Consider the following 25,831-nt stretch of genomic DNA (forward strand, 5'->3'; position numbering starts at 1 on the left):
CCTGATCCATATTGGGGAAGTCCTCTATCGAGGGAGCAGGTCATGGCAGACACCAGCCTTGAAAATGACGGCCAGGGAATGATCGTGAATCCCAAACCGACCGCTGACAACCAGGACTGGGACGGCGACGACGCCGACCGTGCAGATCGGCTGCGCTTCGAAGAGGAGCAGGCCATGATCCGCGAGCAGTCCGAAGCGCGCGCCGCCAAGGCCGCCGCGGAAGCGAAGAAGGCCGCCGACGCCAAGAAGGAAGCCAGCGCCTAATCTCCCTCGGCGTCGTCCTTGACCCGGACGAGCAGCGAGCCGGGAGCAACCTGCACGGTGACCTTCGTGGCCGATCCGGTCGGATCCCCGTCGACCTGTGTGGGCATCGGCTCCGCACAGCGGATAGTGATTTTGCCGGAACGGTAATACGTCATCACCGGCAGGTTTCGCTTGTGCTTCAGCACGATCTTCCAGTACATCGCCAGCCAGCCGATCGCGCTGCGCGGGCTCATCACCACAACGTCCAGCATCCCGTCGTCGATCATTGCCTGCGGGATGAAATCGATGCCGCCGGGGATCAGGCCGCAGTTCGCGAACAGTACGCTGCGGATCTTCCGGCTCTGTTCCGGCTGGTCGTCCAGCGAGATGGACACCTTCTTGCGGCGGCCGGGGAGGTGCCGCACGCCCGCCTCGGTGTAGGCCAGCCAGCCCACAGCTTTTTTGAGGCCGTCGTTGGTGTCGCCCACCACCTCAGCGTCCATGCCGATGCCGGCAATAACCAGGAAAGTATGCTCCTCGGCCGCGTTCGTGCGGGAATTCTCCACCTTCATCCGGGCCGTATCGATAAAACGCTGGTGGCCGAACAGGGCCGTCTGGACATTTCCGGGCAGGTCACCGACATCCAGGTGGATGTTCCGTGCCAGCAGGTTGCCGGTGCCGAGCGGAATCAGGCCCATGGCAACGTCCGTGCCGGCGAGAATGTCGGCCACGACCCTCACCGTGCCGTCACCGCCCCCGACGAGGACGACGTCGGCGCCGTATTCGACGGCGGCCAGCGCCTGGGAGAATCCGGGGTCCGCGGCCGTGGTGTCGAAAAACCGCGGCGGCACCCAGCCAGCCGCGGCGCACTCACCTTCAATCACCGCGCGGGCTTCATCGGACCTGGACTTGATCGGGTTCATCACCACGGCCACCTTTTGCTGGCCCAGGCCCGGACTGTGCGTTTCCTCCCACACGGCGCTGCGCGTGTGCCGCGCCCTGAGCTTGCGCACTCCCCACCAGCTGGAGACGGCAAACGCCACGACTCCAGCGATGACGAGGTAAAGCGGCCAGTCGCTCATTGTGCTCCAACACTATCCCGCCGGCGGCCGGGGCCCTGATTGCCCGGGAATGGTGGTCGGATTGGATACTCTTGTCAGGTGATCGACGTAAAAGACCTCAGCGAAAATCCGGACAAGTTCCGGGCCAGCCAGCGCGCCCGCGGCGCCGACGAATCCGTGGTGGACGCGATCATCGCCGCGGACTCGGCCCGGCGTGCGGCCCTGATCCGCTTCGAAAACCTCAGGGCCGAGCAGAATGCCTTCGGCAAGAAGGTGGCGCAAGCCAAGGGCGAGGAGAAGCAGGCCCTGCTGGCGGAGGTCAAAGCCCTCGCGGGCGAGGTCAAGTCCGCCTCCGCGGAGGCCGACGTCGTACAGGCCGCCCACGAGGAACTGCTGCGCGGCATCCCCAACCTCATCGAGGATGGCGTCCCTGCGGGCGGCGAGGACGACTACATCGTGGTCAAGACCGTCGGCTCGCCCCGCGAATTCACAGATTTTGAGCCCAAGGACCACTTGGAGATCGGTGAATTGATCGGGGCCATCGACATGGAGCGCGGCGCCAAGGTGTCCGGCTCACGTTTCTACTTCCTGCGTGGCGCCGGGGCCAGGCTGGAAATGGCGCTGCTGCAGATGGCCATGGAGCAGGCGATCGACGCCGGTTTCGTGCCGATGATCACCCCGACGCTGGTGCGCCCCGAGACCATGCAGGGAACCGGATTCGACGTTAAGCACGACGCCGAGATCTACCGCCTCGCCGAGGACGACCTCTACCTCGTGGGCACCTCGGAAGTGGCCCTCGCCGGCTACCACGCCGACGAGATCCTCGACTTCTCGGCCGGCCCGATCCGCTACGCCGGGCAGAGCTCCTGCTACCGCCGCGAGGCCGGTTCGCACGGCAAGGACACCCGGGGCATCATCCGGGTCCACCAGTTCAACAAAGTGGAAATGTTCATCTATACAACGGTCGAGGAGGCCGCAGCCGAACACGCCCGGCTGCTGGCCTGGGAAGAGGAGATGCTGGCCAAGTGCGAGCTGCCCTACCGGGTGATCGACACCGCTGCCGGCGACCTCGGCAACTCCGCCGCCCGCAAGTTCGACTGCGAGGCCTGGGTCCCGACGCAGGGCGCGTACCGGGAACTGACCTCGACATCCAACTGCACGACCTTCCAGGCGCGCCGGCTCAACATCCGCGAACGCGTGCTGAACGCGGAGGGGGCGCCCAAGGGCACCCGCGCCGTCGCCACGCTCAACGGCACGCTGGCCACCACCCGCTGGATCGTGGCCATCCTGGAGCACCACCAGAACCCGGACGGCTCCGTGAACATCCCGAAGGCCCTGCAGAAATACCTCGGCGGGATGACGGTCTTCCCGGTCATCTGATCTCCGGCGGCCGTTATGGGCGTCGACAGCTGTTCACGCGGGTTTCACCGTGCGCTGTGGCCTGCGTCCTAGCGGCTGCCGGGGGCGTCTGCTCTACTTGGGGGATGACTACATTGACTGAAACCTCAGTCGCCGGCAACGATGACCGGCGAGACAACAACGAGAATATCCCGACCAGCAACGGCCACAAGCTGATGGTTGCGCTCGACGTCGACGGCACCCTTGTCGACCACGACGGGCACATGTCCGTTCCCGTCCGCGAAGCCGCCCGCGACGTTGTGGCGGCAGGCCACCACGTCACGATAGCAACCGGCCGCTCACTCAACGCGACGCTGCCCATCATTGAACACATCGGGATCGAAAACGGCTATGCCGTGTGCTCCAACGGCGGCGTCACGCTGCGCCTCGACTCCAGCCTCGCCGACGGTTACGAGATTGTGCACAAGGCGACCTTCGACCCGGGTCCCGCCCTCCGGGCACTGCGCAAGCGGCTGCCCTCGGCAAAGTACGCGCTGGAGGATGAGGACGGGAACTTCCTCTCCACCGAGCGCTTCCAGGACGCGAGCTTCGGGGTGGAGGCAATCGGCGTCGACTTCCAGACCATGCTGGCCGCCACCGCTGTGCGCGTGGTCGTGTTCAGCACCGAGAACACCCCCGAGGAGTTCAACAACGCCATCCGGCACATCGGCTTGGCCGGGGTGACCTACTCGGTGGGCTGGACGGCGTGGCTGGACATCGCGGCCGCCGGCGTGACCAAGGCCAGCGCCCTGGAGCACCTCCGCGGCCGGCTGGAGGTCGAGGCGCACCGTACGATCGCCGTCGGCGACGGCCGCAATGACATCGAGATGCTCGGCTGGGCCTTCCGCGGGGTGGCCATGGGCCAGGCACCCGAGGAAGTCATCGCCGCCGCGAACGAGGTCACGCACTCCGTCTACGACGACGGCGCCGCCCACGTGCTGCGCAGCCTGCTGCTCTAACCACGCAGGGCGCGGCCAACTGGGCCGCGGCCAGTGCGGCCCAGCGGTCAGCGCACCTCGAGAATCAGGCCCAGCAGCCTGGCCGCGCCGGGCCGCGCCGCGTGTTCCTCATTCCACTGCGCACGCGCCACCGCTTTGCTGACCGCCTGGGTGGTGATTCCGAGCTCCCTGGCCACCGCCTTCTGCTGCCCGCGGACGCCGGGGGTCAGCAGATCGAGCACCCGCCATTCCGCGGGGCTGCGGTCGTGCACGATGTGCCCCAGCAGCCGCAGCACGGCCTCGGACTCCGCGGCGAGGTCGGCCAGCGGGCCCTCAACGGCAACCGGAATCCGGTCCTTGCCGTTGCGCAGCCTGTCGACGGCCCGGCGGGCATAAATCAGCCCGTGCCCTGAAGCGTCCTTGATCTGGTTCGGCAAAGGCTCATTGACCGGACCGACGCCGATGCCGACGTACCAGCTGCCGGTCCGCAGTGCGATCAGCGCGGCTTCGACGGCCTGCTCGGGACGGTCCACAATGCCCTGGACCTCGTCTTCCACCGAGCGGTCGAAATCGAGGCGCGCCGGAATGTGCCGCAGGTCCTTGAGGAGCTGCGGCACGCAGTCGCCGTCGCGCCGGCTGTCGGTTTGGTTGATGGTCAGCGTGAACATTCTGGGACCACACTACCCGGTGGTACGGGGCAGGCAGGAGCCGCCCCCGGACACACGGCCCGGGGGCTTGTGCCCGGTCCGGGGACGTGTTGCGATGGAGCGTGCGTACCGCCCGGGCCCCGTAAAGCGAGGAATCCATTGACCAGCGAGCTGAACACCGACGCCGAACTGGAGCTCGTGGACCGCTGGTGGCAGGCCGCAAATTACCTGTCCGTGGGTCAGATCTACCTGCGCTCCAACCCGCTGCTGCGGGAACCCCTGGGCGCCGGCAACACCAAGTCCAGGCTGCTGGGCCATTGGGGCACTACGCCCGGACTGAACTTCGTCTACGCCCATCTGAACCGGGTCATCCGCAGGGACAGCCAGAGCATGCTGTTCATTGCCGGACCCGGCCACGGCGGGCCGGCCGTCGTGGCGAACGCCTGGCTCGAGGGCACCTACTCCGAGATTTACAGTAATGTCGGCGACGACGAAGAGGGCATGGCTGAACTCTTCCGGCAGTTCTCCTACCCGGGCGGGATCCCCAGCCACGCCGCCCCGGAAACCCCGGGTTCCATCAGCGAGGGCGGCGAGCTCGGCTACTCCCTGGCGCACGCGTACGGCTCCGTCTTCGACAATCCGGACCTCATCACCGTCGTCGTGATCGGCGACGGCGAGGCCGAAACGGGGCCGCTGGCGGCGAGCTGGCACTCCCACAACTTCCTGGACCCCGTGCATGACGGTGCGGTGCTGCCCGTTCTGCACCTGAACGGCTACAAAATCGCCAACCCCACGATCCTGGCCCGGATGCCCGAATCCCAGCTGGAGCAGCTGCTCCGCGGCTACGGCCACGAGCCGCACTTCGTAACCGTGGGCCATCCGGATGAGACTGCCGCCGCGCACCGTGACTTCGCCGCCGTGCTGGACGACTGCCTCAACGAGATCCGGGACATCCAGTCCGTCCGCCGGAGCGGCGCGGCCGGACAGGACGCCGGCGACGCACCGGCCGCACGCTGGCCCGTTATCGTGCTGCGTTCGCCGAAGGGCTGGACCGGGCCCAGGGCCGTCGACGGATTGCAGGTGGAAGGCACCTGGCGGAGCCATCAGGTGCCGCTGTCCGAAGTGCGCATCAACCCGGAGCATCTGGCGCAGCTGGGGGAGTGGCTGGAATCGTATCGGCCCGGCGAGCTCTTCGACGACGCCGGGCGCCTGCGGCCGGACGTCGCGGCGAATGCCCCCGCGGGGGACCTCAGGATGAGCTCCACCCCGTACGCGAATGGCGGCGTCCTGCTGCGGGACCTCAGGCTGCCGGCGTACCGGGACCATGCTGTGGAGGTCGCCCGGCCCGGAGTCGAGCGGGTCAGCGCCATGATCACGCTGGGGTCCTGGCTTCGCGACGTGATCAGCCGGAACCCGGAGACGTTCCGGCTGTTCGGCCCGGACGAGACGGCATCGAACCGCCTGCAGGACGTCTATGCGGTCACCGACAAGGTGTGGCAGTACCGGATCGAGGAAGTCGACGAGCATCTTGCCCGCGCCGGCCGGGTCATGGAGGTCCTCAGCGAACACCTGTGCCAGGGCTGGCTGGAGGGGTACCTGCTGACCGGTCGGCACGGCGTCTTCAGCTGCTATGAGGCGTTTATCCACATTGTGGATTCCATGTTCAACCAGCACGCCAAGTGGCTCAAAGTACACCGCCGGCTGGCCTGGCGCCGGCCGGTCGCCTCGCTCAACTACCTGCTGTCCTCGCACGTCTGGCAGCAGGACCACAACGGCTTCTCGCACCAGGATCCCGGCTTCATCGACCACGCCGTGAACAAGAAAGCCGAGGTCATCCGGGTCTACCTGCCCCCGGACGCGAACACCCTGCTCTCAGTCATGGAGCACTGCCTCGCCTCACGGGACTACGTCAACATCGTGGTCAGCGGGAAGCAGCCCTCGCCGACCTGGCTGGGACCCGCCGAGGCCGCGCACCACTGCCGGCGCGGCCTGGGAATCTGGGAATTCGCCGGATCCGAAGTCCCGGGCGAGGAGCCCGACGTCGTGCTGGCCTGCGCCGGAGACGTGCCCACCGTGGAGACGGTCGCCGCGGCTGAACTGCTGAAGGCCGGTGTGCCGGGGCTGAAGATCCGGGTGGTGAACGTGGTGGACCTGATGAGGCTCCAGGACGCCAGCGAGCACCCGCACGGCCTGACGTCCCGGGACTTTGACGGGATCTTCACGGCGGACAAACCCATCATCTTCGCGTACCACGGCTATCCGTCCCTGATCCACCGGCTGGCGTACCGGCGGACCAACCAGGACGGGCTGCACGTCCGCGGCTACAAAGAGGAGGGCACCACCACCACGGCCTTCGATATGGCCATGCTCAACGGGATCGACCGCTTCCAGCTCGCCATCGACGCGATCGACCGGGTCCCGGGCCTGGCGGAGAAGCACTCGCTGCTGCGGCAGACGCTGCAGGACAGCCGGATCAGCGCCCATAACCAGACCCGGGACCACGGCGAGGACTCGAAGGAAATCAGCGGCTGGACCCTGGGCCGGAACTAGAACGGCTGCCGCTTGATGCCGTTGAGCTCGTCCAGCCCGCCGGTGGGCAGATGGATCCAGCCTTCGCTCCGGGCGGCCGGGGCCTGGCCGGCGTCGGGACGGACAGACGCGCCCACAGCCACCGCCCGCGCGGTAAGGGAGGCGATCAGCGCGTCGAACATGTCATCCGAGCGCGCCAGCCGGTCATCGAACCCGGCCAGATCCAGCCAGGGTGCTGCCTGCTTCAGCCCGCCAAGAAGCAGGGCCAGCCGCTCCGTTTCCGCGCCGCGGCGGCCCTTGTAGCCGCGGGACAGCAGGCCCCAGGATTTCAGCGACGCCGCAGGATAGACCTCGGCGAGACGGCCGCTGCCGTCACGCGCCTGCGGCCCGTGCTCCAGCGCGATCTTCGCCTGGATAACGGCGCAACGCATCGCCGGGTGGGCCAGCCGGTCAGCGGAGACGCTGAGCGGGATCAGCCCGGTCCGGGCGGTGACGAACCGGTCGGTGTCCCGGTAGGCCAGCCGCCGGCGGCCCTCGATCCCGTCATGGTCCAGCACGGGGTACGCGGCAAAGGCCGAGTGCCCGGCGATAAAGGGGAGGAAGGCGTCCGGCCAGCCCACCGGGCAGTCAATCCCGGTCATGTCGCTGGAGCCGAAGAGCCTTACGATCTCCTCGTCGCCAACGTCGAGTGCCAGGTGCGCCAGGCGCGCGGTGCCGTGGCCCCAATCGATGACTGCGGCCGCGGTCTTCCTGCTGGCCGCGGCGAGGTCGACGCCGACCGTCCTCACCGCGGTCCGCCCGGGCCGGTGATCAGAAGCACTGCCATCAACCGCTCATCCGACTCAGACCGAGTGGTAGCGAAGGGCGCCGGGAAGCCCGCCTTGGCCAGCCAGGCCCTCCCCGGAGGCGAAGCGGGCCCAGACGGCGCGGAGGGCCCGGCCCTGCGCGTCGATTTCCTGCCAGGATGCGCCCGCGAGCAGTCCCGCTCCGGCCCAGGTTTTTTGGTCTCCGAACAGCAGCGGCAGGTCCACGGTGTGCGCCGCCCCGTAAAAGTTTCCCGGCGCGGCCCAGGACAGGACGTAGCTGTAGGCCGTGCCGCCCGCCCGGGCGTGCCGCCGGGCGAATTTCCTGGCGGACCGGCCGTATACGGCCTCGGTCACTGCCCAGCTGACGGCCCTCAGGACAGCGGGCCCGAGCACAGGGACCTTGCCGAGCCGGCTGACGGCCCGGTTGCGGGGCAGGAACATCCGGGCCTCTTCGGAGGTGTGTCCGATCAGTACCTCGATCCCGGAGGCGGTGGCGTTCCACGCGTCCTCGATGCCGGATTCCGGCGGCAGCGGGGCGTGTCCGTACTGGGTGCCGAACGGCATGGCCGCGATCAGCCCGTACTTCCGGGCCACCTGCGACACCTGTTCCTCGATGGCAACAACGTCCATGGCTGGGGTGTCTTCAGTGACAGTTTCCGCGGCGATTCCCATGGCTGTGCTCATCTTGGCCCGGCCCCGGGTGATGCCCAGCGGCGCGCTTTGAATGATGGCGCGCTGGAAGAGGGCGGGGGCTTCCGGCGTGGCCATGAGGTGGGCGACGGCGTCCCCTCCGGCGGACTGCCCGAAGGCCGTGACGTTTCCCGGATCCCCGCCGAAGGCGCCGATATTGCGCTGCACCCAGCGGAACGCCTCAAGCTGGTCAAGCAGGCCCAGGTTCGCCGGCCGGCCGGTGCCCGTCGCGAGGTAGCCGAACAGGCCAAGCCGGTACGTCACGGACACGACTATGACCCGGTTTTCCGCGACGAGGGCCTTGGGATCGAAGATCGCCAGGTCACCGGAGCCGGACGTGTAGGACCCGCCGTGGAGCCACACCATCACCGGGATCCGCTCGTCGTCGTCGAGGCCGGCCGGCATGGTGATCGAGAGCCGCTGGCAGTCCTCACTGCCGGGGAGTTCGCCGTAGCGGGTGCCCAGGATGTCATCCAGGAACGGCACCGGACCCTGCGGGCAGGCCGGGGAAAGGGACGTGGCCGCGAGGACGCCGGTCCTGTCGGGCGCACTCGCCGGAGGCTGGAACCGTTCCGCGCTGGCGTAGGGGATCCCCGTGGCGCGGACGACGTCGCCGTCCCGCCATCCGGTGATCGGACCGCACGGAGGATAAAAGGCCGGTGCAACATTCATGGGTCAACGATTTCACACAATCCTGACCCGCCACCGACAACCGCCGTCGGCCCTTAAACAGCAACGCGGAGTCACGTACAGCCCATATCCGTCGTCCGGATGGGCGGCAGGTGACCCCGCGTTGAAGTTGGGGGCGTTAGTGCGTGTGCGGAACGTAACGCTTGATGGAGGCCTCGAGCTCGGCCTCGGCAGCGGCGCGGTCGCCCCAGCCCTCGGCCTTGACCCACTTGCCCGGTTCCAGGTCCTTGTAACGGGTGAAGAAATGCTCGATTTCCTTGATCAGGAAGTCGCTGACGTCGCTGATCTCGTTGATGTGGTCGAAGCGGGCGTCGACCGGCACGCAGAGCACCTTGGCGTCGCCGCCGCCGTCGTCAGTCATGTTGAACACGCCGATGGGGCGGGACTCAACGATGACGCCGGGGTGCAGGTCAAAGTCCTGCAGCAGCACCAGGGCGTCCAGCGGGTCGCCGTCCTCGCCCAGCGTGTTCTCGAAGTAACCGTAGTGCGTCGGGTACTGCATGGAGGTGAACAGGACGCGGTCCAGGCGGACGCGGCCCGTTTCGTGGTCGACTTCGTACTTGACTCGTGATCCCTTGGGGATCTCGATGGTCACGTCATGCTTCATGGACTGCTCCTTGACGAATTCAGGGGGGGCGCGGTTTTCAGGGGTGCGCGGCACACACAAAAGCCTGCCGGTGCCGCCGACTACTATTGAGGATATAGCGACAGGCGCTGGTTTCAGGAACTAGTGGGGACATTTCAGGACTAAAGGACCAACGGCAGCATGAACAGAACGAGCCTCCCCGGCGCGAACCCGGTGCCCGGGCCGCTGCGGCGGGGCCTGCCACTGCTGCTCCAGACCCTGCTGGTCGTCGCGCTCGCCCTCCCCGCCGGCTTCGCGGTCGCCCCGGCCTTCCTGGGCCCCGGCTCTGCTGCCAACCCCGCACCGGCCGCCCCCGCCTGGCACCAGATCCCCGGCACACTGGCGCCCCGCGACGGCGCGCCCGGCACCACGGACGGCCTCGAACCGCTTACTGCCACCGCTCCGGTCCCGGAACCCGGGCACCTGGCCGCCCAACTTAACGAAACCCTCAAGGCCGACGGCGCCGGGAGCTTCACCGGAGTGGTGCAGGACGCCATCACGGGGGAGGTTCTCTTCGACCGTTCCGGCGACGCGGCCCGCGTCCCGGCCTCCAATATGAAGCTCCTCACGGCCGCCGCGGCCCTGCACGCCCTCGGACCGGAGCGCCGCTTCAGCACCCGGGCAGTGGCAGGCTCCGTCCCCGGGGCCGTCATCCTGACCGGCGGCGGCGACGTGCTCCTCGGCGCCGGGGAGTCGCTCCCCGGCGCCGTGCTGGGCCGTGCCGGGCTGGCCAGCCTGGCACAGTCAACCATCCGTGCGCTGGCGGACGACGGCGTCTCCGTCCCGCTGACGGTGCTGCTGGACGACTCCCTGTTCACCGGCCCCGCGCTGAACCCGGCTTGGAACCCGGAGGATGTTGCGGCCGGCGAGGTGGCGCCACTGTTCCCGCTGGCACTGAACTCGGCCCGCTTCGACCCGGCCACCACCACCGGTCCCCGCCCGCAGGACGCCGCGATGAGCGCTGCCGAGGCATTCGCGGCCGCACTTTCCGCCGCGGCCGCTCCGGCCGGGCTGACGGTGACGCCGGGCGTCACCCGGGTTCCCGCCGGCGCCGCGCCGGACGCGGCCGGCGCCCGGGTCCTGGCCGAGGTCCAGTCCGCCACGGTGGGCCAGCAGGTTGACCTGCTGCTGCGCACCTCGGACAACTACCTCACCGAAGCGATCGGCCGGATGGCGGCGCTCGCGGTCGGCAAGGCCGGCAGCAACGAGGGCGCCGTCGCGGGCGTACTGCAGCAGCTCGAGGAACTGAACATGCCGGCCGCCACGCTGCGCGCCGCCGATGTCTCCGGGCTGGCCCTCGCCAACCAGGTCTCCGCCCGGCAGCTCGTACACGTGGTCCGGGCCATCACCTCGGGAACGGATCCGCGGCTGCGCGCCGGCCTGGCCGGGTTCCCCATCGCCGGCCTGACCGGAACCCTGGGGGACCGGTACACGGACGCGGCCACGGCCCGCGGTGCGGGGCTGGTGCGGGCCAAGACGGGCACACTGAACACGGTGATCGCCCTCAGCGGTTATGTGGTGGACGCCGATGGCCGGCTGCTGGTGTTTTCCTTCATCGGCAACGGCCTGACCCCGGGGGCCGCAAACCGGACCGCACTGGACCGCACGGCCTCCGTACTCGCCGGCTGCGGCTGCCGCTGATATCTCCGGCTGCCGTGCCGCGGACAGTTGCGGCCCGTCCGCCGGCCGACGAATTTAAGGCGGAATATCAGGCTGCTGTGATCTGATGGAGCCTATGGAGTCCTCTGCCAGCGAGACATCAGCCCAAGCCCAAGCCCTCATCAACTGGGAGCTTGCCGCTTCCACCGCCGCCCGGCTGACGCCGGCCGGGCCCACCCTGGGATCGGCGGAGATCGGCGCCGCCGTGGAGAACCTGCGGCGGATGGCGGACATTTCCGTGCCGCACGTCCACAACATCACCGGCCTGGATGCCGCACGCGAGCTGCGCGATTCCTCGGTCCTGGTTGTGGACCGCGCCTCCTGGTCCAAGGCCAACACCCAGAGCTTCGCCGTGATGCTCAAACCGGCGATGGAAAAAATGCTCGAGGGCCGCCGCGGCACCCTGAGTCCCGGAGCGGCCAGCGTGAGCGGCGCCATCACAGGCAGCCAGCTCGGTGCCATCCTCGCCTTCCTGTCCAGCAAGGTCCTGGGCCAGTACGACCCCTTCTCCGCCCTCGCCGAGAACTCCACCGCCCCCGCCGGCGGGCGCCTGCTCCTCGTCGCACCCAACATCATCGCCGTCGAGCGGGAAATCAACGTCGAGCCCGAGGATTTTCGGCTCTGGGTCTGTCTCCACGAACAGACCCACCGCGTGCAGTTCGCCGCCGCACCGTGGCTCCGGCACCACATGCTGGACGAGATCGACAACCTCAGCGGTCAGCTGCTCGGCAATGTCGACTCCCTGATGGAACGGGCCTCGGCCGCCGCGAAATCGCTCAAGGACCGCACCGCGTCCGGTAGTGCACCCAGCCGGGGAGCCATCCTCGACCTGCTGCAGAACCCCGAGGAAAAGGCCGCGATTTCACGCCTGACCGCGCTGATGAGCCTGCTCGAAGGGCACGCCAACGTGGTGATGGACGCCGTCGACTCCAGCATCGTGCCGTCCGTGAAGACCATCCGGCAGCGCTTCAACTCCCGGGCCAAGGACCGCGGCGTGATCGAGAAGTTCATCCGCAGCCTGCTGGGCCTGGACGCCAAGATGCGGCAGTACAGCGACGGCTCCAAATTCGTCCGCGAAGTCGTGGACGTGGCCGGAATGGACGGCTTCAACAAGGTCTGGGAATCAGCCGATCACCTGCCGAGCGAGACCGAAATTCACGACTCAAAGCTTTGGCTCGAACGGATGGGGCACTAGTTTCCGTGACGTCCCGCCCCGCATCCAGCGCCCGCCCCGAATCCAGCGGACGACGCCGGCCCGGCCGGCTGGTGCCCGTGGTCGGCACGGCGCGGAAAATGCTGCAGGATGCCCTCGCCGCTGCCGGCTACCCGGAGCGGGTCCTGGTCGCCTGCAGCGGCGGACCTGACTCGCTGGCCCTCGCTGCCGTTGCCGCCTACTTCGCCCGCCGCGGACACGTGGACGGACACCGGGTAGCCGTGGGCGCCGTCGTCGTGGACCACCAGCTGCAGCCCGGTTCAGCCGACGTCGCGGCCGCGACAGCGCTGACGCTGCGGGAACTGGGGCTCTCGCCCGTACAGATCCGGGCTGTCGACGTCGCTCCCACCGGGATGGGGCCGGAGGCTGCGGCCCGGGATGCCCGCCACGACGCCCTGGCGGCCGCGGCCGACGACACCGGCGCCGAGGCCATCCTGCTCGGCCACACCCTGGATGACCAGGCCGAACAGGTACTGCTGGGGCTCGCGCGCGGCTCCGGAACCCGTTCCCTTGCCGGCATGCGGCCCGCCCGCGGACGCCTGCTGCGGCCGTTCCTGGCGTTGCGGCGCGCGGACACCCTGGCGATCTGCGAGGCCGAGGACCTGGAACCCTGGCACGATCCGAGCAACGCGGACCCTTCGTTTGCGCGGTCCAGGACCCGCGTCGAAGTGCTGCCCCTGCTGGAAGCCAAGCTCGGTCCGGGGGTGGCCGAATCGCTGGCACGGACGGCCGCCATCCTGCAGCTTGACGCCGACTACCTCGACGACGTGGCCAATGACACCTTTGTCCGGCTGAGCGAGCTGTCCGGTGCCACGGTGAGCCTCCCGGAGGAAGCGCTGCGCGAACTGGCGCCGGCCGTGAGGTTCCGGGTCATCGCGAAGGCCGCCGCCGCCGTCGGGGGCCAGCAGCCCAGTTACCAGCGCCTGCTGGCCGCGGAGGCACTGCTTCGCCGGCAGGGTTCGGCGGGCCCCGTCGAGCTCCCCGGCGGGGTCAGCGTCTACCGGCTCTCCCTCGCGCAGCTCCTCGCCGAAGCGAAGTCTGGCCCCGACGGTGTGCCCCGCGAAGCGGCCCGCTGTGGGAAGCTTGTATTCCGGCCTCAAAAACCGCCCCAAATATAGTCGCCCCCCGCATCTACACAGGAGTTATTGGTGGATTCAAACGACGTCCAGGCAGATCTCAAGCACGTTCTGTACTCCAAGGAGCAGATCCAGGCACGGATCACCGAACTCGCGGCCCAGATCGACAAGGACTACGAAGGCCGTGAACTGCTGATTGTCGGCGTGCTCAAGGGCGCCGTAATGGTCATGGCAGACCTCGCCCGCGCCCTGCACAGCCACGTCTCGATGGACTGGATGGCTGTCTCGTCATACGGGTCCGGCACCCAGTCCTCCGGCGTGGTCCGCATCCTGAAGGACCTCGACACCGACCTCATGGGCAAGGACGTGCTGATCGTCGAGGACATCATCGACTCCGGCCTGACGCTGTCCTGGCTCAAGACCAACCTGGAATCACGCGGCACGGCCTCGGTGGAAATCTGCACCGCGTTCCGCAAGCCCACGGCCACCAAGGTCCAGATCGACGTCAAGTACGTCGGCTATGACATCCCCAACGAGTTCGTCGTTGGCTACGGCCTGGACTACGCCGAGAAGTACCGCAACCTGGACTTCGTTGGCACCCTGGCACCGCACGTCTACGAGTAGCTGCGGCCACCGGGCAGGTCCGGCTCTGGGCCGGTCCCGCCCTGCCCCGCTACGCCCTCAGGGAACTTTTGGGCTACACCGTGCGTGAGTTACTGCGACGGTGTATAGCTAGAAGCTGATGCAGCACCACACGCGCGCAGATCGGTCGCCGTGCAGCACTACCAGGAGGGACGGGGCCTGCCCCGAACAGATGAAAGCTAAGAGTTTCTTCAAGGGCCCGGGGATCTGGATTGTCGTTGTTGTAGGCATGCTCCTGCTGGCCTTTGCCACCCTCTCCCCGGCCGGCTCAGCCCGCGTCGACACGGACAAGGGCCTCGCGCTGCTGGCCGATGGCGGCAAGGTCGAACAGGCAAAAATCTTCGACGCGGAGAACCGCGTGGACCTGGTCCTGAAGGAAAACCTGCAGGTTGACGGCCAGGACAAAGGCAAGAACATCCAGTTCTACTACGTCAACGCCCGCGCCGCGGACGTGGTCAATGCCGTCACCGATTCCAAGCCCCCGAGCGGCTACACCGACCAGCCGGTCGAGAACAACTGGTTCGCCGGGCTGTTCTCCCTCCTGATCCCGGTCCTCCTCCTCGGCGTCCTCTTCTGGTTCCTGCTCTCCCGGATGCAGGGCGGCGGCTCCAAGGTCATGCAGTTCGGAAAGTCCAAGGCCAAGCTCGTCAACAAGGACATGCCCCAGGTCACGTTCGGCGACGTCGCCGGATCCGACGAGGCCGTCGAGGAACTCGAAGAAATCAAGGAATTCCTGCAGGAACCGGCGAAGTTCCAGGCCGTGGGCGCCAAGATCCCCAAGGGCGTGTTGCTCTACGGCCCTCCCGGCACCGGCAAGACCCTGCTGGCCCGCGCCGTCGCCGGCGAAGCCGGCGTACCGTTCTTCTCGATCTCCGGTTCCGACTTCGTGGAAATGTTCGTCGGTGTGGGCGCTTCCCGTGTCCGCGACCTTTTCGAACAGGCCAAGGCGAACGCCCCGGCGATCATCTTCGTGGACGAGATCGACGCCGTGGGCCGTCACCGCGGCGCCGGCATCGGCGGCGGCAACGACGAACGCGAGCAGACCCTCAACCAGCTGCTGGTTGAAATGGACGGCTTCGACGTCAAGACCAACGTCATCCTGATCGCGGCGACCAACCGCCCGGACGTGCTGGACCCGGCCCTGCTCCGCCCGGGCCGCTTCGACCGGCAGATCTCCGTCGAGGCCCCCGACCTGATCGGCCGCGAACAGATCCTGAAGGTCCACGCCAAGGGCAAGCCGATGGCTCCCGGCGTAGACCTGAAAGCCGTCGGCAAGAAGACCCCCGGCTACACCGGCGCGGACCTGGCCAACGTCCTGAACGAGGCCGCGCTCCTGACCGCCCGCTCCAACGCCAACCTGATCGACGACCGCGCCCTCGACGAGGCGATCGACCGCGTTATGGCCGGCCCGCAGAAGCGCAGCCGCGTCATGAAGGAACACGAGCGCAAGATCACCGCCTACCACGAGGGCGGCCACGCCCTGGTGGCGGCGGCCCTGCGGAATTCGGCGCCGGTCACCAAGATCACCATCCTGCCCCGCGGCCGCGCCCTGGGCTACACCATGGTGGTCCCGGAGAACGACAAGTACTCCGTTACCCGCAACGAACTCCTCGACCAGATGGCCTACGCCATGGGCGGCCGTGTGGCTGAGGAACTCGTCTTCCACGATCCGTCGACGGGCGCGTCCAACGACATCGAGAAGGCCACCAGCATCGCCCGCAAGATGGTCACCGAGTTCGGCATGAGCGAGCGCGTCGGCGCCGTCCGCCTCGGCCAGGGCGGCGGCGAGCCTTTCCTGGGCCGCGATGCCGGCCACGAGCGCAACTACTCGGACCAGATCGCCTATATCGTCGATGAGGAAGTCCGCCGCCTGATCGACGGCGCGCATGACGAGGCCTACGCCATCCTGATCGAAAACCGGGAGGTCCTGGACGAACTGGCCCTGGAGCTGCTCGAACGTGAAACGCTGAACCAGGCCGAGATCGCGCAGATCTTCACCAACATCCGGAAGCGCGATTTCCGCGACGTCTGGCTGTCCAAGGAGACCCGCCCGATCCAGTCGGCCGGCCCGGTGGAATCCCGCCGGGAGAGGGCTGAACGCGAGGCCCAGGAAGAAGCCACGGAGGCCCGACTCGAAGAACCGCTGGACGCCATGCCACCGCACGCCCAGGGTGTTGTCGGACAGGAGTCCTTTCAGGGCGGTGCGACGGATATCGGGCCTGATGGCCATCCCGGCTAAGCTTCTTCCGTGACTTCTTTCTTCGACGACGACGACGCTCCCCCCACCGCCGATCCCGCGGCGGCGGGGGGATCCGCCAAACACCACGGCGCCAAAGTGGACCGCCCCCGGATCGAGGCGGCGGTCCGCGAGATCCTGCTGGCGATCGGGGAGGACCCGGACCGCGGCGGCCTTCTGGACACCCCGAAGCGGGTCGCCAAGGCCTACACGGAGATGTTCGCCGGACTGCACCACGATCCAGCGGAAATCCTGGCCACCACCTTCGACCTGGACCACGAGGAATTGGTCCTGGTCAAGGACATCCCGTTCTACTCGACCTGCGAGCATCACCTGGTGCCGTTCCACGGGGTGGCGCACGTCGGCTACATTCCCTCGCATGACGGCAAGGTCACCGGGCTGAGCAAACTGGCCCGGCTCGTGGACATGTTCGCCAAGCGCCCGCAGGTCCAGGAACGCCTGACCACCCAGATCGTCGAGGCCCTCGTCACCCATCTCAAGCCGCGTGGCGCAATCGTCGTCGTCGAATGCGAACACCTCTGCATGTCCATGCGCGGCATCCGCAAGCCCGGCGCCAGGACCGTCACCAGCGCGGTACGCGGGCAACTCCATGACCCGGCCACCCGTGCCGAAGCCATGAGCCTCATCATCGGAAGGTAACTACACAGACTATGGACTCCCTGGCTGCAGCCCCCGGAACCGGACCCGCGACCTCGCCCCTGCCCGTCCTGCGCAAGCCCCGCCCGGCGGCGAAATTCACGGATCTCCCCACCGACCGGACGCTGGTGATGGGGATCCTGAACGTTACCCCGGACTCCTTCAGCGACGGCGGCCAGCACGCCACTGCCGACACCGCCATCGCCGCCGGGCTCCGGATGTTCTACGCCGGCGCGGACATCATCGACGTCGGCGGCGAATCCACCCGCCCGGGAGCCGTCGAAGTCAGCGTCGAAGAGGAACTGAAACGGGTGCTGCCCGTGATCGAGGCGCTGGTCAAGGCCGGCGCCCTGGTCAGCATCGACACCACACACGCCGCCACCGCCGCCGCGGCGCTGGAAGCCGGGGCCGCGATCATCAACGACGTCTCCGGACTGAGCATCGAACCGGAAATGGCTGAACTCGCGGCCCGCAGCAAGGCGCCGTATGTCCTGACGCACCGCCGCGGCAACGCCAGCACGATGGACTCCCTGACCGCGTACAAAAACATCGCTGACGACGTGGCAGCGGAACTGGCCGGCGTCCGCGACAAGCTGTACGCGGCCGGTGTCGCCCCGGAACAGATCATCGTGGATCCGGGACTGGGCTTCTCGAAGAACGAGGAACAGAACTGGGAGCTGCTGCGCCACCTGGACGTCCTGCAGGGGATGGGGCACAGGGTGCTGGTGGCAGGCTCCCGCAAGCGCTTCCTGGGCAGCCTCCTGACCGTGGCAGGCAAAGCCGCCGCGCCGGCCGAACGCGACGCCGCCACCGCCGCCGTGACCGCGATCAGCGCCTTCCGCGGCGCCTGGGCGGTCCGTGTGCACGACGTTGGCCCCAGCCTCGACGCCGTCAAGGTGGCCGCCCGCATGGCCCCGGCGAAGCCGCCGGCCGCCGCGCCGGACCGGCACTGATCCGGCAGGCCACCATGGATCAGATCACGCTGAGCGGCGTCACCGCCGTCGGCCATCACGGAGTGCTTGATTTCGAGCGGCGCGACGGGCAACCGTTCGTGGTCGACGCCGTGCTGCACCTGGATTTCGACCGCGCCGCCGCCTCCGACGACGTGCAGGACACCGCGCACTACGGGGAAGTGGCTGAATGCATCCGGAGCTGGATCATCGGCGAGCCGCTGAACCTGATCGAGGCCTTGGCCGTTCGGATTGCCGAGGACGTGCTGCGCAAGTTCCCCGTCGCCGCGGTGGACATTACCGTGCACAAACCCAAGGCTCCGATCGAAGTGGAGTTCGGCGACGTCTCCGTCAGCGTCCGGCGGACCCGACCGGAACAGCCATGAACTACACCCGGGCAGTGCTCGCCCTCGGCAGCAACCTCGGGGCGCGCAGCGACACGCTCTCGGCGGCCGTCGCGGACATCGTCGACCCGCCCGAGGTCCGGCTCCTGGCCATCTCGCCGATCGTCCAGACGAAAGCCGTCGGTGGGCCGGCCGGCCAGCCGGACTTCCTCAACATGGTGATCGCCGTGGAGACCACCCTCACGCCCACTGAGCTGCTGCGGCACTGCAACGCGGTGGAACAAAAGCACCTCCGGGTCCGCGACGTCCGCTGGGGCCCGCGCACCCTCGACGTCGACATCATCACCTACGGGGAGCTGGCGAGTTCCGACCCGGAGCTTACCCTTCCCCACCCGCGGGCCGCGGGGCGGGCGTTCGTGCTCTACCCGTGGTCGCTGATTGACCCTGCTGCCGAGCTGAACGGCGAACGCGTCGGCGAGCTCGCCGCGAAGGCCGCCGATTTCGCCGACATCGTCCCCTTCGACGGCTTCGAAAACCTCCACGGTGTGGCCGGGGCGGTGGAGTGATGAAGCTGACCAGCCCCGTGACACTGCTGGTGATCGGTGTGGCCGTGGGGATCCTCGGCTGGCTCGCGGCCGTGCTCACCACCCGATACAGCCTGAACACCCCGGTGCTGCCGCTCAACGGACTCATCACGATGGGCGTGATCGTTGTGCTCACGCTCGTGCTGGGCATCCGGGTGCGCCGCTGGCGGAACGGCAGCAAAAAGAAGATGCTCAACCCCTTCCTGGCCGCCTGGACCCTCGTCCTCGCCCAGTCCTGCGCCTACACGGGCAGCGTGCTGCTGGGCTGGCATGCCGGGATCTTCATTGACCAGCTGCGGCTCTGGAACCTGCGCAGCGACCAGACTCTGGCCTGGCAGGCCCTGGCCATGGCCGGCGGCGGACTCGTGATGATTGTGGTTGGACTGATGGTGGAACGGTTCTGCCGGATACCCCCGGAGGACAGCGAGGGCGACGCGGCTCCCGGCCCCCAGGAAAAACGCAAGCCCAAGTCGGAAGGCGAATATGCGTACCGAGGCGATTGATCCCCCGGGCATCACCTGGCTGCGCGTCTCGCCGAAGTACGTGACGGTGCGGATCGCCGGCTGGGCGCTGGCGAACCTCATCGTCGTCGCGCTGCTGTGCATTCCCCTGCTGCTGGTCGCCGGCGGCTGGTGGGAGTGGTTCCCGCTCTGGCTGGCCGTCGCCATCCCGGCCGTGATGCTGGTCCTGGCCCTGTGGCGGCTCCTGCTCATTCCCCGCCAGGTGCGGGCCATCGGCTACGCCGAACGCGAGGATGACCTGCTCATCCGCCGCGGCATCTTTTTCCAGCGCACCCTCGTGGTCCCCTACGGGCGCATGCAGTACGTGGATATCGGCGCCGGACCGGTGGAACGCGGCCTGGGCCTGTGCACGCTGAAACTGCACACCGCCTCTGCCGGGACCCAGGCGGAGATCCCGGGGCTGCCGGCCGCCGAAGGGGCCCGGCTCCGCGAGCAGCTCGCCGCCCGCGGTGAAGCCCGGCTGGCCGGACTGTGACGGGGTCGATGTGAGGACCTCCGTTAAGGGAGCCCAGTGAAGCCGGACGCGGCCCCCGAGGCGTCCGCCGGCGCCGCGGCGGGAACCCCCGACGGCGCGTGGCTGCGCGTGCACCCGGCCTCACCCTTCGTGCGTGGCTGGGTGGCACTGGCTGCCCTCGGATTCTTCTTCTTCCGCGACAGCTTCGAACGGGTGCTCCGGGGCGGCCCCCTCGTGGATGACCAGCTCGCGGGCCGGGCGCCGTGGCTGCTGCTCGGCGGCGGCATACTGCTGCTGCTCACCGTGCTCGGCTACATCCTCAGCTGGTACTACACCCGCTACCAGGTGGCGGAGGGGTACGTCCGGCTCAACACCGGTTTCCTCTTCAAACAGCAGCGGCAAGCCCGGCTGGACCGGGTCCAGGCGATCGACATCGTGCAGCCGCTGCTGGCCCGGATCTTCGGGCTGGCCGAGCTCAAATTCGAGGTGGCCGACGCCGGCGAATCCGCGGTGCGGCTCGCCTACCTCCGCATGGACGAAGCGCGGCAGCTCCGGGCCGCGATCCTGGCCCGCGCCGCCGGCGTGGTGCCGGACCCCGAACACCCGGGGGAGGCCGCCGCTGAGGCGCCCGAACACGCCGTGCTCACCGTCCCGCCGCGGCGCCTGGCCGGATCCCTGATCCTGAGCGAGCAGAGCGTCGGTGTGGTGCTGGGCGCCATAGCCTCCGTGGTGCTGTCCGCCGTCACCGAGAACCGCGCTTTCTACCTCTATCTGATCCCCGCCGTGCTCGCCCTGCTGGCCGCCTACTGGTCGATGTTCAACAAGGGATACAACTTCACTGCCGCCATTTCCCCGGACGGCATCAGACTGCGCTACGGCCTGCTGGACACCCAGGCGCAGACGCTGCCGCCGGGCAGGATCCAGGCGTTGCGCGTCAGCCAGCCGCCGCTGTGGCGGATCTTCGGCTGGTACCGGATCCAGGTCAATGTGGCCGGCTACGGCGCCGTGGGAAGCGACGGCGGCTCCTCCCGGACCACGCTCCTGCCCGTGGGGACCTTCCCGGACGTGCTCACGGTGCTCTCGCTGGTCCTGCCGGATCCCGGCACTCCAGACCCGGCGCGGGTCTTCAGCGCCGGCGTCAACGGCCTCGCCGGCCCGGGCGTATTCCCGGCGGATGCGGTCATTTCGGAGGTCCCGGCGGTTCCCGGGACGGACGACGGCGGCTTCGTCACCACTCCGCGGCGCGCCCGGCTGCTGGCGCCGCTGGGCTGGCGGCGCAACGGCTTCATGGCCACGGACACGGCACTGCTGATCCGCTCGGGCCGCTGGTGGCGGCACCTCGTGCTGGTCCCGCACCAGCGCACCCAATCGATGTCGCTGGAGCAGGGACCCCTGGCCCGGCGCTTCCGGGTGGTGGACCTGGTGCTGCACACCACCGCCGGACCGGTGTCCCCGCGGCTGATCCAGGCTGGCCTGGACGAGGGGCGTGCCCTGCTGGACGCGCAGGCGGCCCGCGCCCGCGCCGCGCGCAAACGCCAGACCAGCGAGCACTGGCTCGACCAGGTCCGGGCACTCGAGGCTGAACCCACCCGCACCGAAGAACCCAACAGGCAGGACAACCGGCAGCATGGCTAAACCAGGACGACTCGGCATCGGAATCATCGGCGCCGGCAAGGTCGGCGCCGTCCTGGGGGCGGCGCTGCGCGGCGCGGAGCACGCCATCATCGGGGTCTCCGCCGTCTCGGACGCCAGCCGCGAACGCGCGGACGCCCTGCTCCCCGGTGTCCCGGTGCTGGACGTGCCGGACATCGTCGAGCGGGCCGAACTGGTGCTCCTCGCCGTCCCGGACGACGCGCTGGGCCCGCTCGTCGACGGACTGGCGAAGCTCGGCGCCTGGCAGCCGGGACAGCTCGTGGCGCACACCTCCGGACGTTTCGGCGTCGGGATCCTGCATCCGGTCCGGGCCGCCGGCGCCATCCCGCTGGCGCTGCACCCGGCGATGACCTTCACCGGGATGAGCCTGGACCTCACCCGGCTGCTGGACTGCACCTTTGGCGTCACGGCGGACGCCGCGATGCTGCCCATCGCACAGGCCCTCGTGGTGGAGATGGGTGCCGAGCCGGTCGCGATCGCCGAGGCCGACCGCACGCTTTACCACGCTGCCCTCGCGCATGGCTCCAACCACCTCGTCACCTTGGTGGCGCAGTCCTCGCAGCTGCTCCGGGAGGTCGGCGTCGAAGCCCCCGAACGCATGCTGGGACCACTGCTGCGCGCCACCCTGGAGAACGCACTCGCCTCGGGCGAAGCGGCCCTGACCGGGCCCGTGGCGCGCGGCGATGTCGGCACCGTGGCCGCGCACGCCGACTCGCTGCGGGAGCACGACGGCGGCTCGGGGGGCGATATTCTGGAGGCGTACCTGGCCATGGCCCGGGCGACGGCCCGCCGGGCAGGACGCCGGGGACTGCTGAAGCCGGAGCAACTCGACGGCGTCGCGCAGGCGCTCGAGGGCCCGGACGGCGATGCCAACAACCTTAAGGAAGGCCCATAACGTGGCGATCCAACTCGTGACCACGGCCGCCCAGCTCAGGGCGGAAAGCGCCCGCCTGCTCCAGGCGAAGGGCGGCTCCTCGCAGGGTCTGGTGCCCACGATGGGCGCCCTGCATGAGGGCCACGCCGAGCTGGCGCGCACCGCCGTCGAGCAGAACGACGTGGTCGTCGTGAGCATTTTCGTGAACCCGCTGCAGTTTGGCGAGGCCGTGGACCTCGAACGGTACCCGCGGACGCTGGAGGCGGACCTGGCGCTGCTGGACGCCGTGGGGGTGGACCTGGTGTTCGCCCCCGACGTGGACGAGGTGTACCCCGGCGGGGAGCCCCGCGTGCGGATCAGCGCGGGACCGATGGCCGGGAAGTGGGAGGGGGCCTCGCGGCCCGGGCACTTCGACGGTGCCCTGACCGTCGTGGCCAAGCTGCTGCACTACGGAACGCCCGGCGCGGCTTTGGGCGCGGAGCTGCCGGCGTACCGGGCGTATTTCGGCCAGAAGGACGCCCAGCAACTGACCCTGGTCCAGCGCATGGTGGCGGATCTGAACTTCTCGGTGGAAATCGTGCCGGTGCCGATCGTCCGGTCCCCGGACGGCCTGGCGCTGTCCAGCCGCAACCGCTTCCTCTCCGCCGAGGAACGCGAGGCCGCCCTGGTGCTGTCGCGGGCGCTGCGGCTGGTTGAGGAACGGGCCAACGCCCACCTGCCGCTTGACCTGGACTCCGCGCGGGCGCTCATCGAGTCCCAGCCGCTCGTGGAACTGGACTACTTCGACGTAGTTGATCCCGGCACCCTCGAGCCGCTGGCCGAGAACTGCCGGGAAACCCCGTTCCGCGGCGAGGGCCTGGTGCTGGTCGCGGCCAAGGTCGGCCCGATCCGGCTGATCGATAACGTCCCGCTGGACTCCTGACGCAGCAGCCGGCGAAGATATTCAGCCGAGCCGGGAATTACTGTGGCGCATGGCAGGTTGGCACCTGATGTAGCGACGACGCTCGCAGACCCCATTTCAAAACTCCCTGAGGGAACCCCCATGTCTACAGACGTCTCTTCGCAGTCCCCCGGCGATCCCGCTCAGGCCCAGATCGCCGCCGAGGCTGCCGCGCCGCCGGTGAAGATGTCCCGGGAATCGGTCACCGTGATCGCCACCCTGCTGGTGGCCACCTTCGTCGTCATCCTGAACGAAACCATCATGAACGTCGCGCTCCAGCGGCTGATGGTCGACCTCGGGGTCACGGCCCCTACTGTGCAGTGGTTGTCCACCGGTTTTATGCTGACGATGGCCGTGGTGATCCCCACGACGGGCTTCATCCTGCAGCGGTTGTCCACCCGCGCTGTCTTTATGCTGGCCATGGGCCTGTTTTCCGGCGGCACGCTGCTCGCGGCGCTGGCTCCGGGGTTCGAAATCCTCCTGCTGGCCCGGATCGTCCAGGCCGCCGGCACGGCCATCATGCTCCCGTTGCTGATGACGACCATCCTCACCCTGGTCCCGGTGTCACGCCGCGGCTTCGTGATGGGCAACGTCAGCATTGCGATCTCGGTGGCACCGGCCATGGGACCCACCGTTTCCGGCCTGATCCTTGAGCACTTCTCCTGGCGCTTTATGTTCGTCTTTGTCCTGCCGATCGCGGTGGCGGCCTTCGCCATCGGAGCCCGGTTCCTGACCAACATCGGCGAAAAGGAAAAGACCCGGCTGGACGTGCTGTCCGTGCTGCTCACGGTGCCTGCGTTCGGCGGCCTGGTCTACGGGCTGAGCCAGATCGGCGGCCAGGGCGGTCCCGGCGCGCCGGCCGTCACAGCCCTTGCGGTGGGTGTCGTTGCCATGGTCGCGTTTGTTCTCCGGCAGTTGCGGCTGCAGAAGTCCGACGCGCCCCTGCTGGACCTCCGTGCGTTCACCTTCCGGATGTTCACGGTGTCTGTGCTGCTGCTCGTTGTGGCCATGATTGCCCTGTTCGGCGCGGTGATTCTCCTGCCGTTGTACCTGCAGGAAATCCGCGGGCTGACGTCGCTGGAGACAGGACTGGCCCTGCTGCCCGGCGGCCTCGCGATGGGCCTGCTCGGCCCGTTCATTGGGCGGCTGTTTGACAAGGTCGGGCCGCTGCCGCTGACGGTGACCGGCTCGTCACTGCTGGTCGTGGCCCTGTTCCAGTTCTCCCGGCTCGACGAGGGCACGTCGGTGGCGTGGATCGTGGCGCTGCACGTGGGCCTGAGCCTGGGGCTGGCCCTGATCTTTACGCCGGCGTTCACGACCGGGCTGAACCCGCTGCCCCCGCACCTGTATTCACACGGCTCGGCGATCATGAGCACGCTGCAGCAAGTGGCCGGGGCCGCCGGAACGGCGCTGCTCGTCTCGATCTACGCCGTCGTGTCAGCCGGTGCCGGAATGGTCGCCGGCATGCACGCGGCGTTCCTCACGGCATCGGTCATTGCCGTGGCCGCCGTTGTACTGGCCGCCATGATGCGCAAGACGGCGGCAGTGGAGGCTGGCCACTAGCTGGCGAAGAACTCGCTGAGCGCGGAGATGAGCTTGTCCGGTGCCTTGTTGACGCCGTCGTGCCCCATCCCCGGCAGGATCGTGTAGCTGGAGCCGGAGAGCACCTCGTGGATCTGGGCGCAGGCCACACCGAAGTACGCCGGGCTCTTCTCGCCAACGACAATCAGCGTCTCCAGCGGCAGTTCCAGGAACGGCTCGGCCGGCATGTCCGCGGCGATGATGGCTTTGATCTCCCGGACGCCGGTCTTCATCAGTTCGCGCATCTGCTTGCCGATCGGCGTTCCGGCCGCCAGCTTGTTCGCCAGGGTCAGCATGGACAGCGGCATCCGGGACAGGGCGCTGCCCGTCTCCAGGCCCCGGAGCAGCACGGCGAGGGCGCGGTCGTCATCACCTGCCGCCGTCGCCTTCTCATACTCGGTGGTCCAGTCAGCGGTGACGCTGTGGTTCACGGAGACGGCCGGGTCGTACACGGCGAGGCGCTCCACCGGCAGGGTCCGGGCGGCGTGCAGTGCCACCGCGCCGCCGAAGCTGTGCCCGAAGACGTCCGTGCTGGCGGAGTGCTTCATCACCGCGTCGAGGTCTTTGATGTCCACCTCGAGGGTGTAGTCCTCCGGCTGAGGCGAGGAGGAGCCGCGGCCGCGCCGGTTGAACGTGTGCACCGGACGTCCCAGGGACGCGCTGAGCTTCTGGGCGAAGCGGGTGTAGTCGGCGGCGGTCACCATTGAGGCCGGAACCACGACGACGCCGGAGCCCGCGGAGGCAAGCTCGGCACCCGTGCTGAAAAGCTCGATCGTTCCACCATCGGGGGTTCTGATGTTCTCGCGGGTCATGCTCCGAG

At 68.5% G+C, this 25,831-nt stretch carries 25 protein-coding genes; 19 read left to right on the forward strand and 6 right to left on the reverse strand.

Annotated elements, in window-relative coordinates:
* The first annotated feature begins 42 nt into the window (after window positions 1-42).
* Window positions 43-264 (forward strand): hypothetical protein, encoded by a 222-nt coding sequence (locus J2X01_RS04645; protein ID WP_310051151.1) that lies wholly within the window; start codon window positions 43-45, stop codon window positions 262-264.
* On the opposite strand, the gene J2X01_RS04650 is transcribed toward J2X01_RS04645, so the two are convergent.
* Window positions 261-1,325 (reverse strand): diacylglycerol/lipid kinase family protein, encoded by a 1,065-nt coding sequence (locus tag J2X01_RS04650; protein ID WP_310051153.1) that lies wholly within the window; start codon window positions 1,323-1,325, stop codon window positions 261-263. The two genes, J2X01_RS04645 and J2X01_RS04650, sit on opposite strands and share 4 nt — an antisense overlap.
* A gap of 78 nt (window positions 1,326-1,403) precedes the next feature.
* Here J2X01_RS04650 and serS point away from each other — a divergent pair, with 78 nt between their 5' ends.
* The gene (gene serS, locus J2X01_RS04655; protein ID WP_310051155.1) at window positions 1,404-2,684 is read left to right on the forward strand and encodes a serine--tRNA ligase; all 1,281 of its coding nucleotides are present in this window, start codon (window positions 1,404-1,406) and stop codon (window positions 2,682-2,684) included.
* Window positions 2,685-2,788: 104 nt separating this feature from the next.
* A complete protein-coding gene (locus J2X01_RS04660; protein ID WP_310051157.1) occupies window positions 2,789-3,661 on the forward strand; it encodes an HAD family hydrolase in 873 nt (290 codons plus the stop codon).
* Window positions 3,662-3,708: 47 nt separating this feature from the next.
* Here the strand turns inward: J2X01_RS04660 and J2X01_RS04665 are convergent, their stop codons facing one another.
* Complete coding sequence (locus J2X01_RS04665) at window positions 3,709-4,308, reverse strand: MarR family transcriptional regulator (RefSeq protein WP_310051159.1); 600 nt, start codon at window positions 4,306-4,308, stop codon at window positions 3,709-3,711.
* Between the two features lie 138 nt (window positions 4,309-4,446).
* On the opposite strand from J2X01_RS04665, the gene J2X01_RS04670 reads away from it, so the two are divergent.
* Window positions 4,447-6,837, forward strand: coding sequence for a phosphoketolase family protein (locus J2X01_RS04670; protein ID WP_310051162.1), 2,391 nt, complete (start codon window positions 4,447-4,449; stop codon window positions 6,835-6,837).
* Here J2X01_RS04670 and J2X01_RS04675 read toward each other — a convergent pair.
* The 3 genes from J2X01_RS04675 to J2X01_RS04685 form a co-directional block, all read right to left on the reverse strand.
* The gene (locus J2X01_RS04675; RefSeq protein WP_310051164.1) at window positions 6,834-7,604 is read right to left on the reverse strand and encodes a DUF429 domain-containing protein; all 771 of its coding nucleotides are present in this window, start codon (window positions 7,602-7,604) and stop codon (window positions 6,834-6,836) included. The genes J2X01_RS04670 and J2X01_RS04675 overlap by 4 nt on opposite strands.
* A 54-nt stretch (window positions 7,605-7,658) precedes the next feature.
* On the reverse strand, window positions 7,659-8,984 hold the full coding sequence (locus J2X01_RS04680) for a carboxylesterase family protein (protein ID WP_310051167.1): 1,326 nt from the start codon (window positions 8,982-8,984) through the stop codon (window positions 7,659-7,661).
* A 136-nt stretch (window positions 8,985-9,120) separates the two neighbouring features.
* Window positions 9,121-9,609 carry an inorganic diphosphatase gene (locus J2X01_RS04685; protein WP_310051170.1) on the reverse strand — a complete coding sequence of 163 codons (489 nt, stop codon included), beginning with the start codon at window positions 9,607-9,609 and terminating at the stop codon, window positions 9,121-9,123.
* 159 nt (window positions 9,610-9,768) lie between these two features.
* On the opposite strand from J2X01_RS04685, the gene dacB reads away from it, so the two are divergent.
* The 15 genes from dacB to J2X01_RS04760 all read left to right on the forward strand — a co-directional run bounded on the left by dacB (window position 9,769) and on the right by J2X01_RS04760 (window position 24,993).
* A complete protein-coding gene (gene dacB, locus J2X01_RS04690; RefSeq protein WP_310051172.1) occupies window positions 9,769-11,268 on the forward strand; it encodes a D-alanyl-D-alanine carboxypeptidase/D-alanyl-D-alanine endopeptidase in 1,500 nt (499 codons plus the stop codon).
* Window positions 11,269-11,362: 94 nt separating this feature from the next.
* Complete coding sequence (locus J2X01_RS04695; RefSeq protein WP_310051175.1) at window positions 11,363-12,481, forward strand: Rv3626c family coenzyme F420 biosynthesis-associated protein; 1,119 nt, start codon at window positions 11,363-11,365, stop codon at window positions 12,479-12,481.
* Window positions 12,482-12,579: 98 nt separating this feature from the next.
* The gene (tilS, locus tag J2X01_RS04700; RefSeq protein WP_310051663.1) at window positions 12,580-13,617 is read left to right on the forward strand and encodes a tRNA lysidine(34) synthetase TilS; all 1,038 of its coding nucleotides are present in this window, start codon (window positions 12,580-12,582) and stop codon (window positions 13,615-13,617) included.
* A gap of 30 nt (window positions 13,618-13,647) precedes the next feature.
* Window positions 13,648-14,199 carry a hypoxanthine phosphoribosyltransferase gene (hpt, locus tag J2X01_RS04705; protein WP_310051177.1) on the forward strand — a complete coding sequence of 184 codons (552 nt, stop codon included), beginning with the start codon at window positions 13,648-13,650 and terminating at the stop codon, window positions 14,197-14,199.
* Between the two features lie 190 nt (window positions 14,200-14,389).
* Window positions 14,390-16,456 carry an ATP-dependent zinc metalloprotease FtsH gene (gene ftsH / locus J2X01_RS04710; RefSeq protein WP_310051179.1) on the forward strand — a complete coding sequence of 689 codons (2,067 nt, stop codon included), beginning with the start codon at window positions 14,390-14,392 and terminating at the stop codon, window positions 16,454-16,456.
* A gap of 9 nt (window positions 16,457-16,465) precedes the next feature.
* On the forward strand, window positions 16,466-17,113 hold the full coding sequence (gene folE / locus J2X01_RS04715; protein ID WP_310051182.1) for a GTP cyclohydrolase I FolE: 648 nt from the start codon (window positions 16,466-16,468) through the stop codon (window positions 17,111-17,113).
* Window positions 17,114-17,124: 11 nt separating this feature from the next.
* Window positions 17,125-18,063, forward strand: a complete 939-nt coding sequence (gene folP, locus J2X01_RS04720) for a dihydropteroate synthase (protein WP_310051186.1) — start codon at window positions 17,125-17,127, stop codon at window positions 18,061-18,063.
* A gap of 14 nt (window positions 18,064-18,077) precedes the next feature.
* The gene (folB, locus tag J2X01_RS04725; RefSeq protein ID WP_310051188.1) at window positions 18,078-18,446 is read left to right on the forward strand and encodes a dihydroneopterin aldolase; all 369 of its coding nucleotides are present in this window, start codon (window positions 18,078-18,080) and stop codon (window positions 18,444-18,446) included.
* The gene (gene folK / locus J2X01_RS04730; RefSeq protein WP_310051190.1) at window positions 18,443-18,970 is read left to right on the forward strand and encodes a 2-amino-4-hydroxy-6-hydroxymethyldihydropteridine diphosphokinase; all 528 of its coding nucleotides are present in this window, start codon (window positions 18,443-18,445) and stop codon (window positions 18,968-18,970) included. The genes folB and folK overlap by 4 nt, the downstream gene beginning before the upstream one ends.
* A complete protein-coding gene (locus J2X01_RS04735; RefSeq protein ID WP_310051191.1) occupies window positions 18,970-19,491 on the forward strand; it encodes a DUF3180 domain-containing protein in 522 nt (173 codons plus the stop codon). Before folK ends, J2X01_RS04735 begins: the two co-directional genes overlap by 1 nt.
* Complete coding sequence (locus J2X01_RS04740; protein WP_310051193.1) at window positions 19,472-19,984, forward strand: PH domain-containing protein; 513 nt, start codon at window positions 19,472-19,474, stop codon at window positions 19,982-19,984. The genes J2X01_RS04735 and J2X01_RS04740 overlap by 20 nt, the downstream gene beginning before the upstream one ends.
* 36 nt (window positions 19,985-20,020) lie before the next feature.
* The gene (locus tag J2X01_RS04745) at window positions 20,021-21,598 is read left to right on the forward strand and encodes a PH domain-containing protein (protein WP_310051196.1); all 1,578 of its coding nucleotides are present in this window, start codon (window positions 20,021-20,023) and stop codon (window positions 21,596-21,598) included.
* Window positions 21,591-22,511: a Rossmann-like and DUF2520 domain-containing protein gene (locus tag J2X01_RS04750; protein ID WP_310051198.1), complete on the forward strand. Its 921-nt coding sequence runs from the start codon at window positions 21,591-21,593 to the stop codon at window positions 22,509-22,511. The genes J2X01_RS04745 and J2X01_RS04750 overlap by 8 nt, the downstream gene beginning before the upstream one ends.
* A 1-nt stretch (window position 22,512) precedes the next feature.
* Complete coding sequence (gene panC / locus J2X01_RS04755) at window positions 22,513-23,412, forward strand: pantoate--beta-alanine ligase (protein ID WP_310051200.1); 900 nt, start codon at window positions 22,513-22,515, stop codon at window positions 23,410-23,412.
* A gap of 120 nt (window positions 23,413-23,532) precedes the next feature.
* Window positions 23,533-24,993 (forward strand): DHA2 family efflux MFS transporter permease subunit, encoded by a 1,461-nt coding sequence (locus J2X01_RS04760; protein ID WP_310051202.1) that lies wholly within the window; start codon window positions 23,533-23,535, stop codon window positions 24,991-24,993.
* Here the strand turns inward: J2X01_RS04760 and J2X01_RS04765 are convergent.
* Entirely contained in the window at window positions 24,990-25,823 is an 834-nt protein-coding gene (locus tag J2X01_RS04765) for an alpha/beta fold hydrolase (RefSeq protein WP_310051204.1), read from the reverse strand. The genes J2X01_RS04760 and J2X01_RS04765 overlap by 4 nt on opposite strands.
* Between the last annotated feature and the right edge of the window lie 8 nt (window positions 25,824-25,831).

It is taken from the genome of Arthrobacter ginsengisoli (assembly GCF_031456935.1).
Classification (GTDB): Bacteria; Actinomycetota; Actinomycetes; order Actinomycetales; family Micrococcaceae; genus Arthrobacter; species Arthrobacter ginsengisoli.

Excerpts from the sequence above, each read along its gene's own strand:
- J2X01_RS04645 (WP_310051151.1), top strand. The coding sequence starts at position 43 with ATGGCAGACACCAGCCTTGAAAATGACGGCCAGGGAATGATCGTGAAT.
- J2X01_RS04650 (WP_310051153.1), bottom strand. The coding sequence starts at position 1,325 with ATGAGCGACTGGCCGCTTTACCTCGTCATCGCTGGAGTCGTGGCGTTT.
- J2X01_RS04660 (WP_310051157.1), top strand. The coding sequence starts at position 2,789 with ATGACTACATTGACTGAAACCTCAGTCGCCGGCAACGATGACCGGCGA.
- J2X01_RS04665 (WP_310051159.1), bottom strand. The coding sequence starts at position 4,308 with ATGTTCACGCTGACCATCAACCAAACCGACAGCCGGCGCGACGGCGAC.
- J2X01_RS04680 (WP_310051167.1), bottom strand. The coding sequence starts at position 8,984 with ATGAATGTTGCACCGGCCTTTTATCCTCCGTGCGGTCCGATCACCGGA.
- J2X01_RS04685 (WP_310051170.1), bottom strand. The coding sequence starts at position 9,609 with ATGAAGCATGACGTGACCATCGAGATCCCCAAGGGATCACGAGTCAAG.
- dacB (WP_310051172.1), top strand. The coding sequence starts at position 9,769 with ATGAACAGAACGAGCCTCCCCGGCGCGAACCCGGTGCCCGGGCCGCTG.
- J2X01_RS04695 (WP_310051175.1), top strand. The coding sequence starts at position 11,363 with ATGGAGTCCTCTGCCAGCGAGACATCAGCCCAAGCCCAAGCCCTCATC.
- tilS (WP_310051663.1), top strand. The coding sequence starts at position 12,580 with ATGCTGCAGGATGCCCTCGCCGCTGCCGGCTACCCGGAGCGGGTCCTG.
- ftsH (WP_310051179.1), top strand. The coding sequence starts at position 14,390 with ATGAAAGCTAAGAGTTTCTTCAAGGGCCCGGGGATCTGGATTGTCGTT.
- folP (WP_310051186.1), top strand. The coding sequence starts at position 17,125 with ATGGACTCCCTGGCTGCAGCCCCCGGAACCGGACCCGCGACCTCGCCC.
- folB (WP_310051188.1), top strand. The coding sequence starts at position 18,078 with ATGGATCAGATCACGCTGAGCGGCGTCACCGCCGTCGGCCATCACGGA.
- folK (WP_310051190.1), top strand. The coding sequence starts at position 18,443 with ATGAACTACACCCGGGCAGTGCTCGCCCTCGGCAGCAACCTCGGGGCG.
- J2X01_RS04735 (WP_310051191.1), top strand. The coding sequence starts at position 18,970 with ATGAAGCTGACCAGCCCCGTGACACTGCTGGTGATCGGTGTGGCCGTG.
- J2X01_RS04740 (WP_310051193.1), top strand. The coding sequence starts at position 19,472 with ATGCGTACCGAGGCGATTGATCCCCCGGGCATCACCTGGCTGCGCGTC.
- J2X01_RS04750 (WP_310051198.1), top strand. The coding sequence starts at position 21,591 with ATGGCTAAACCAGGACGACTCGGCATCGGAATCATCGGCGCCGGCAAG.
- J2X01_RS04760 (WP_310051202.1), top strand. The coding sequence starts at position 23,533 with ATGTCTACAGACGTCTCTTCGCAGTCCCCCGGCGATCCCGCTCAGGCC.
- J2X01_RS04765 (WP_310051204.1), bottom strand. The coding sequence starts at position 25,823 with ATGACCCGCGAGAACATCAGAACCCCCGATGGTGGAACGATCGAGCTT.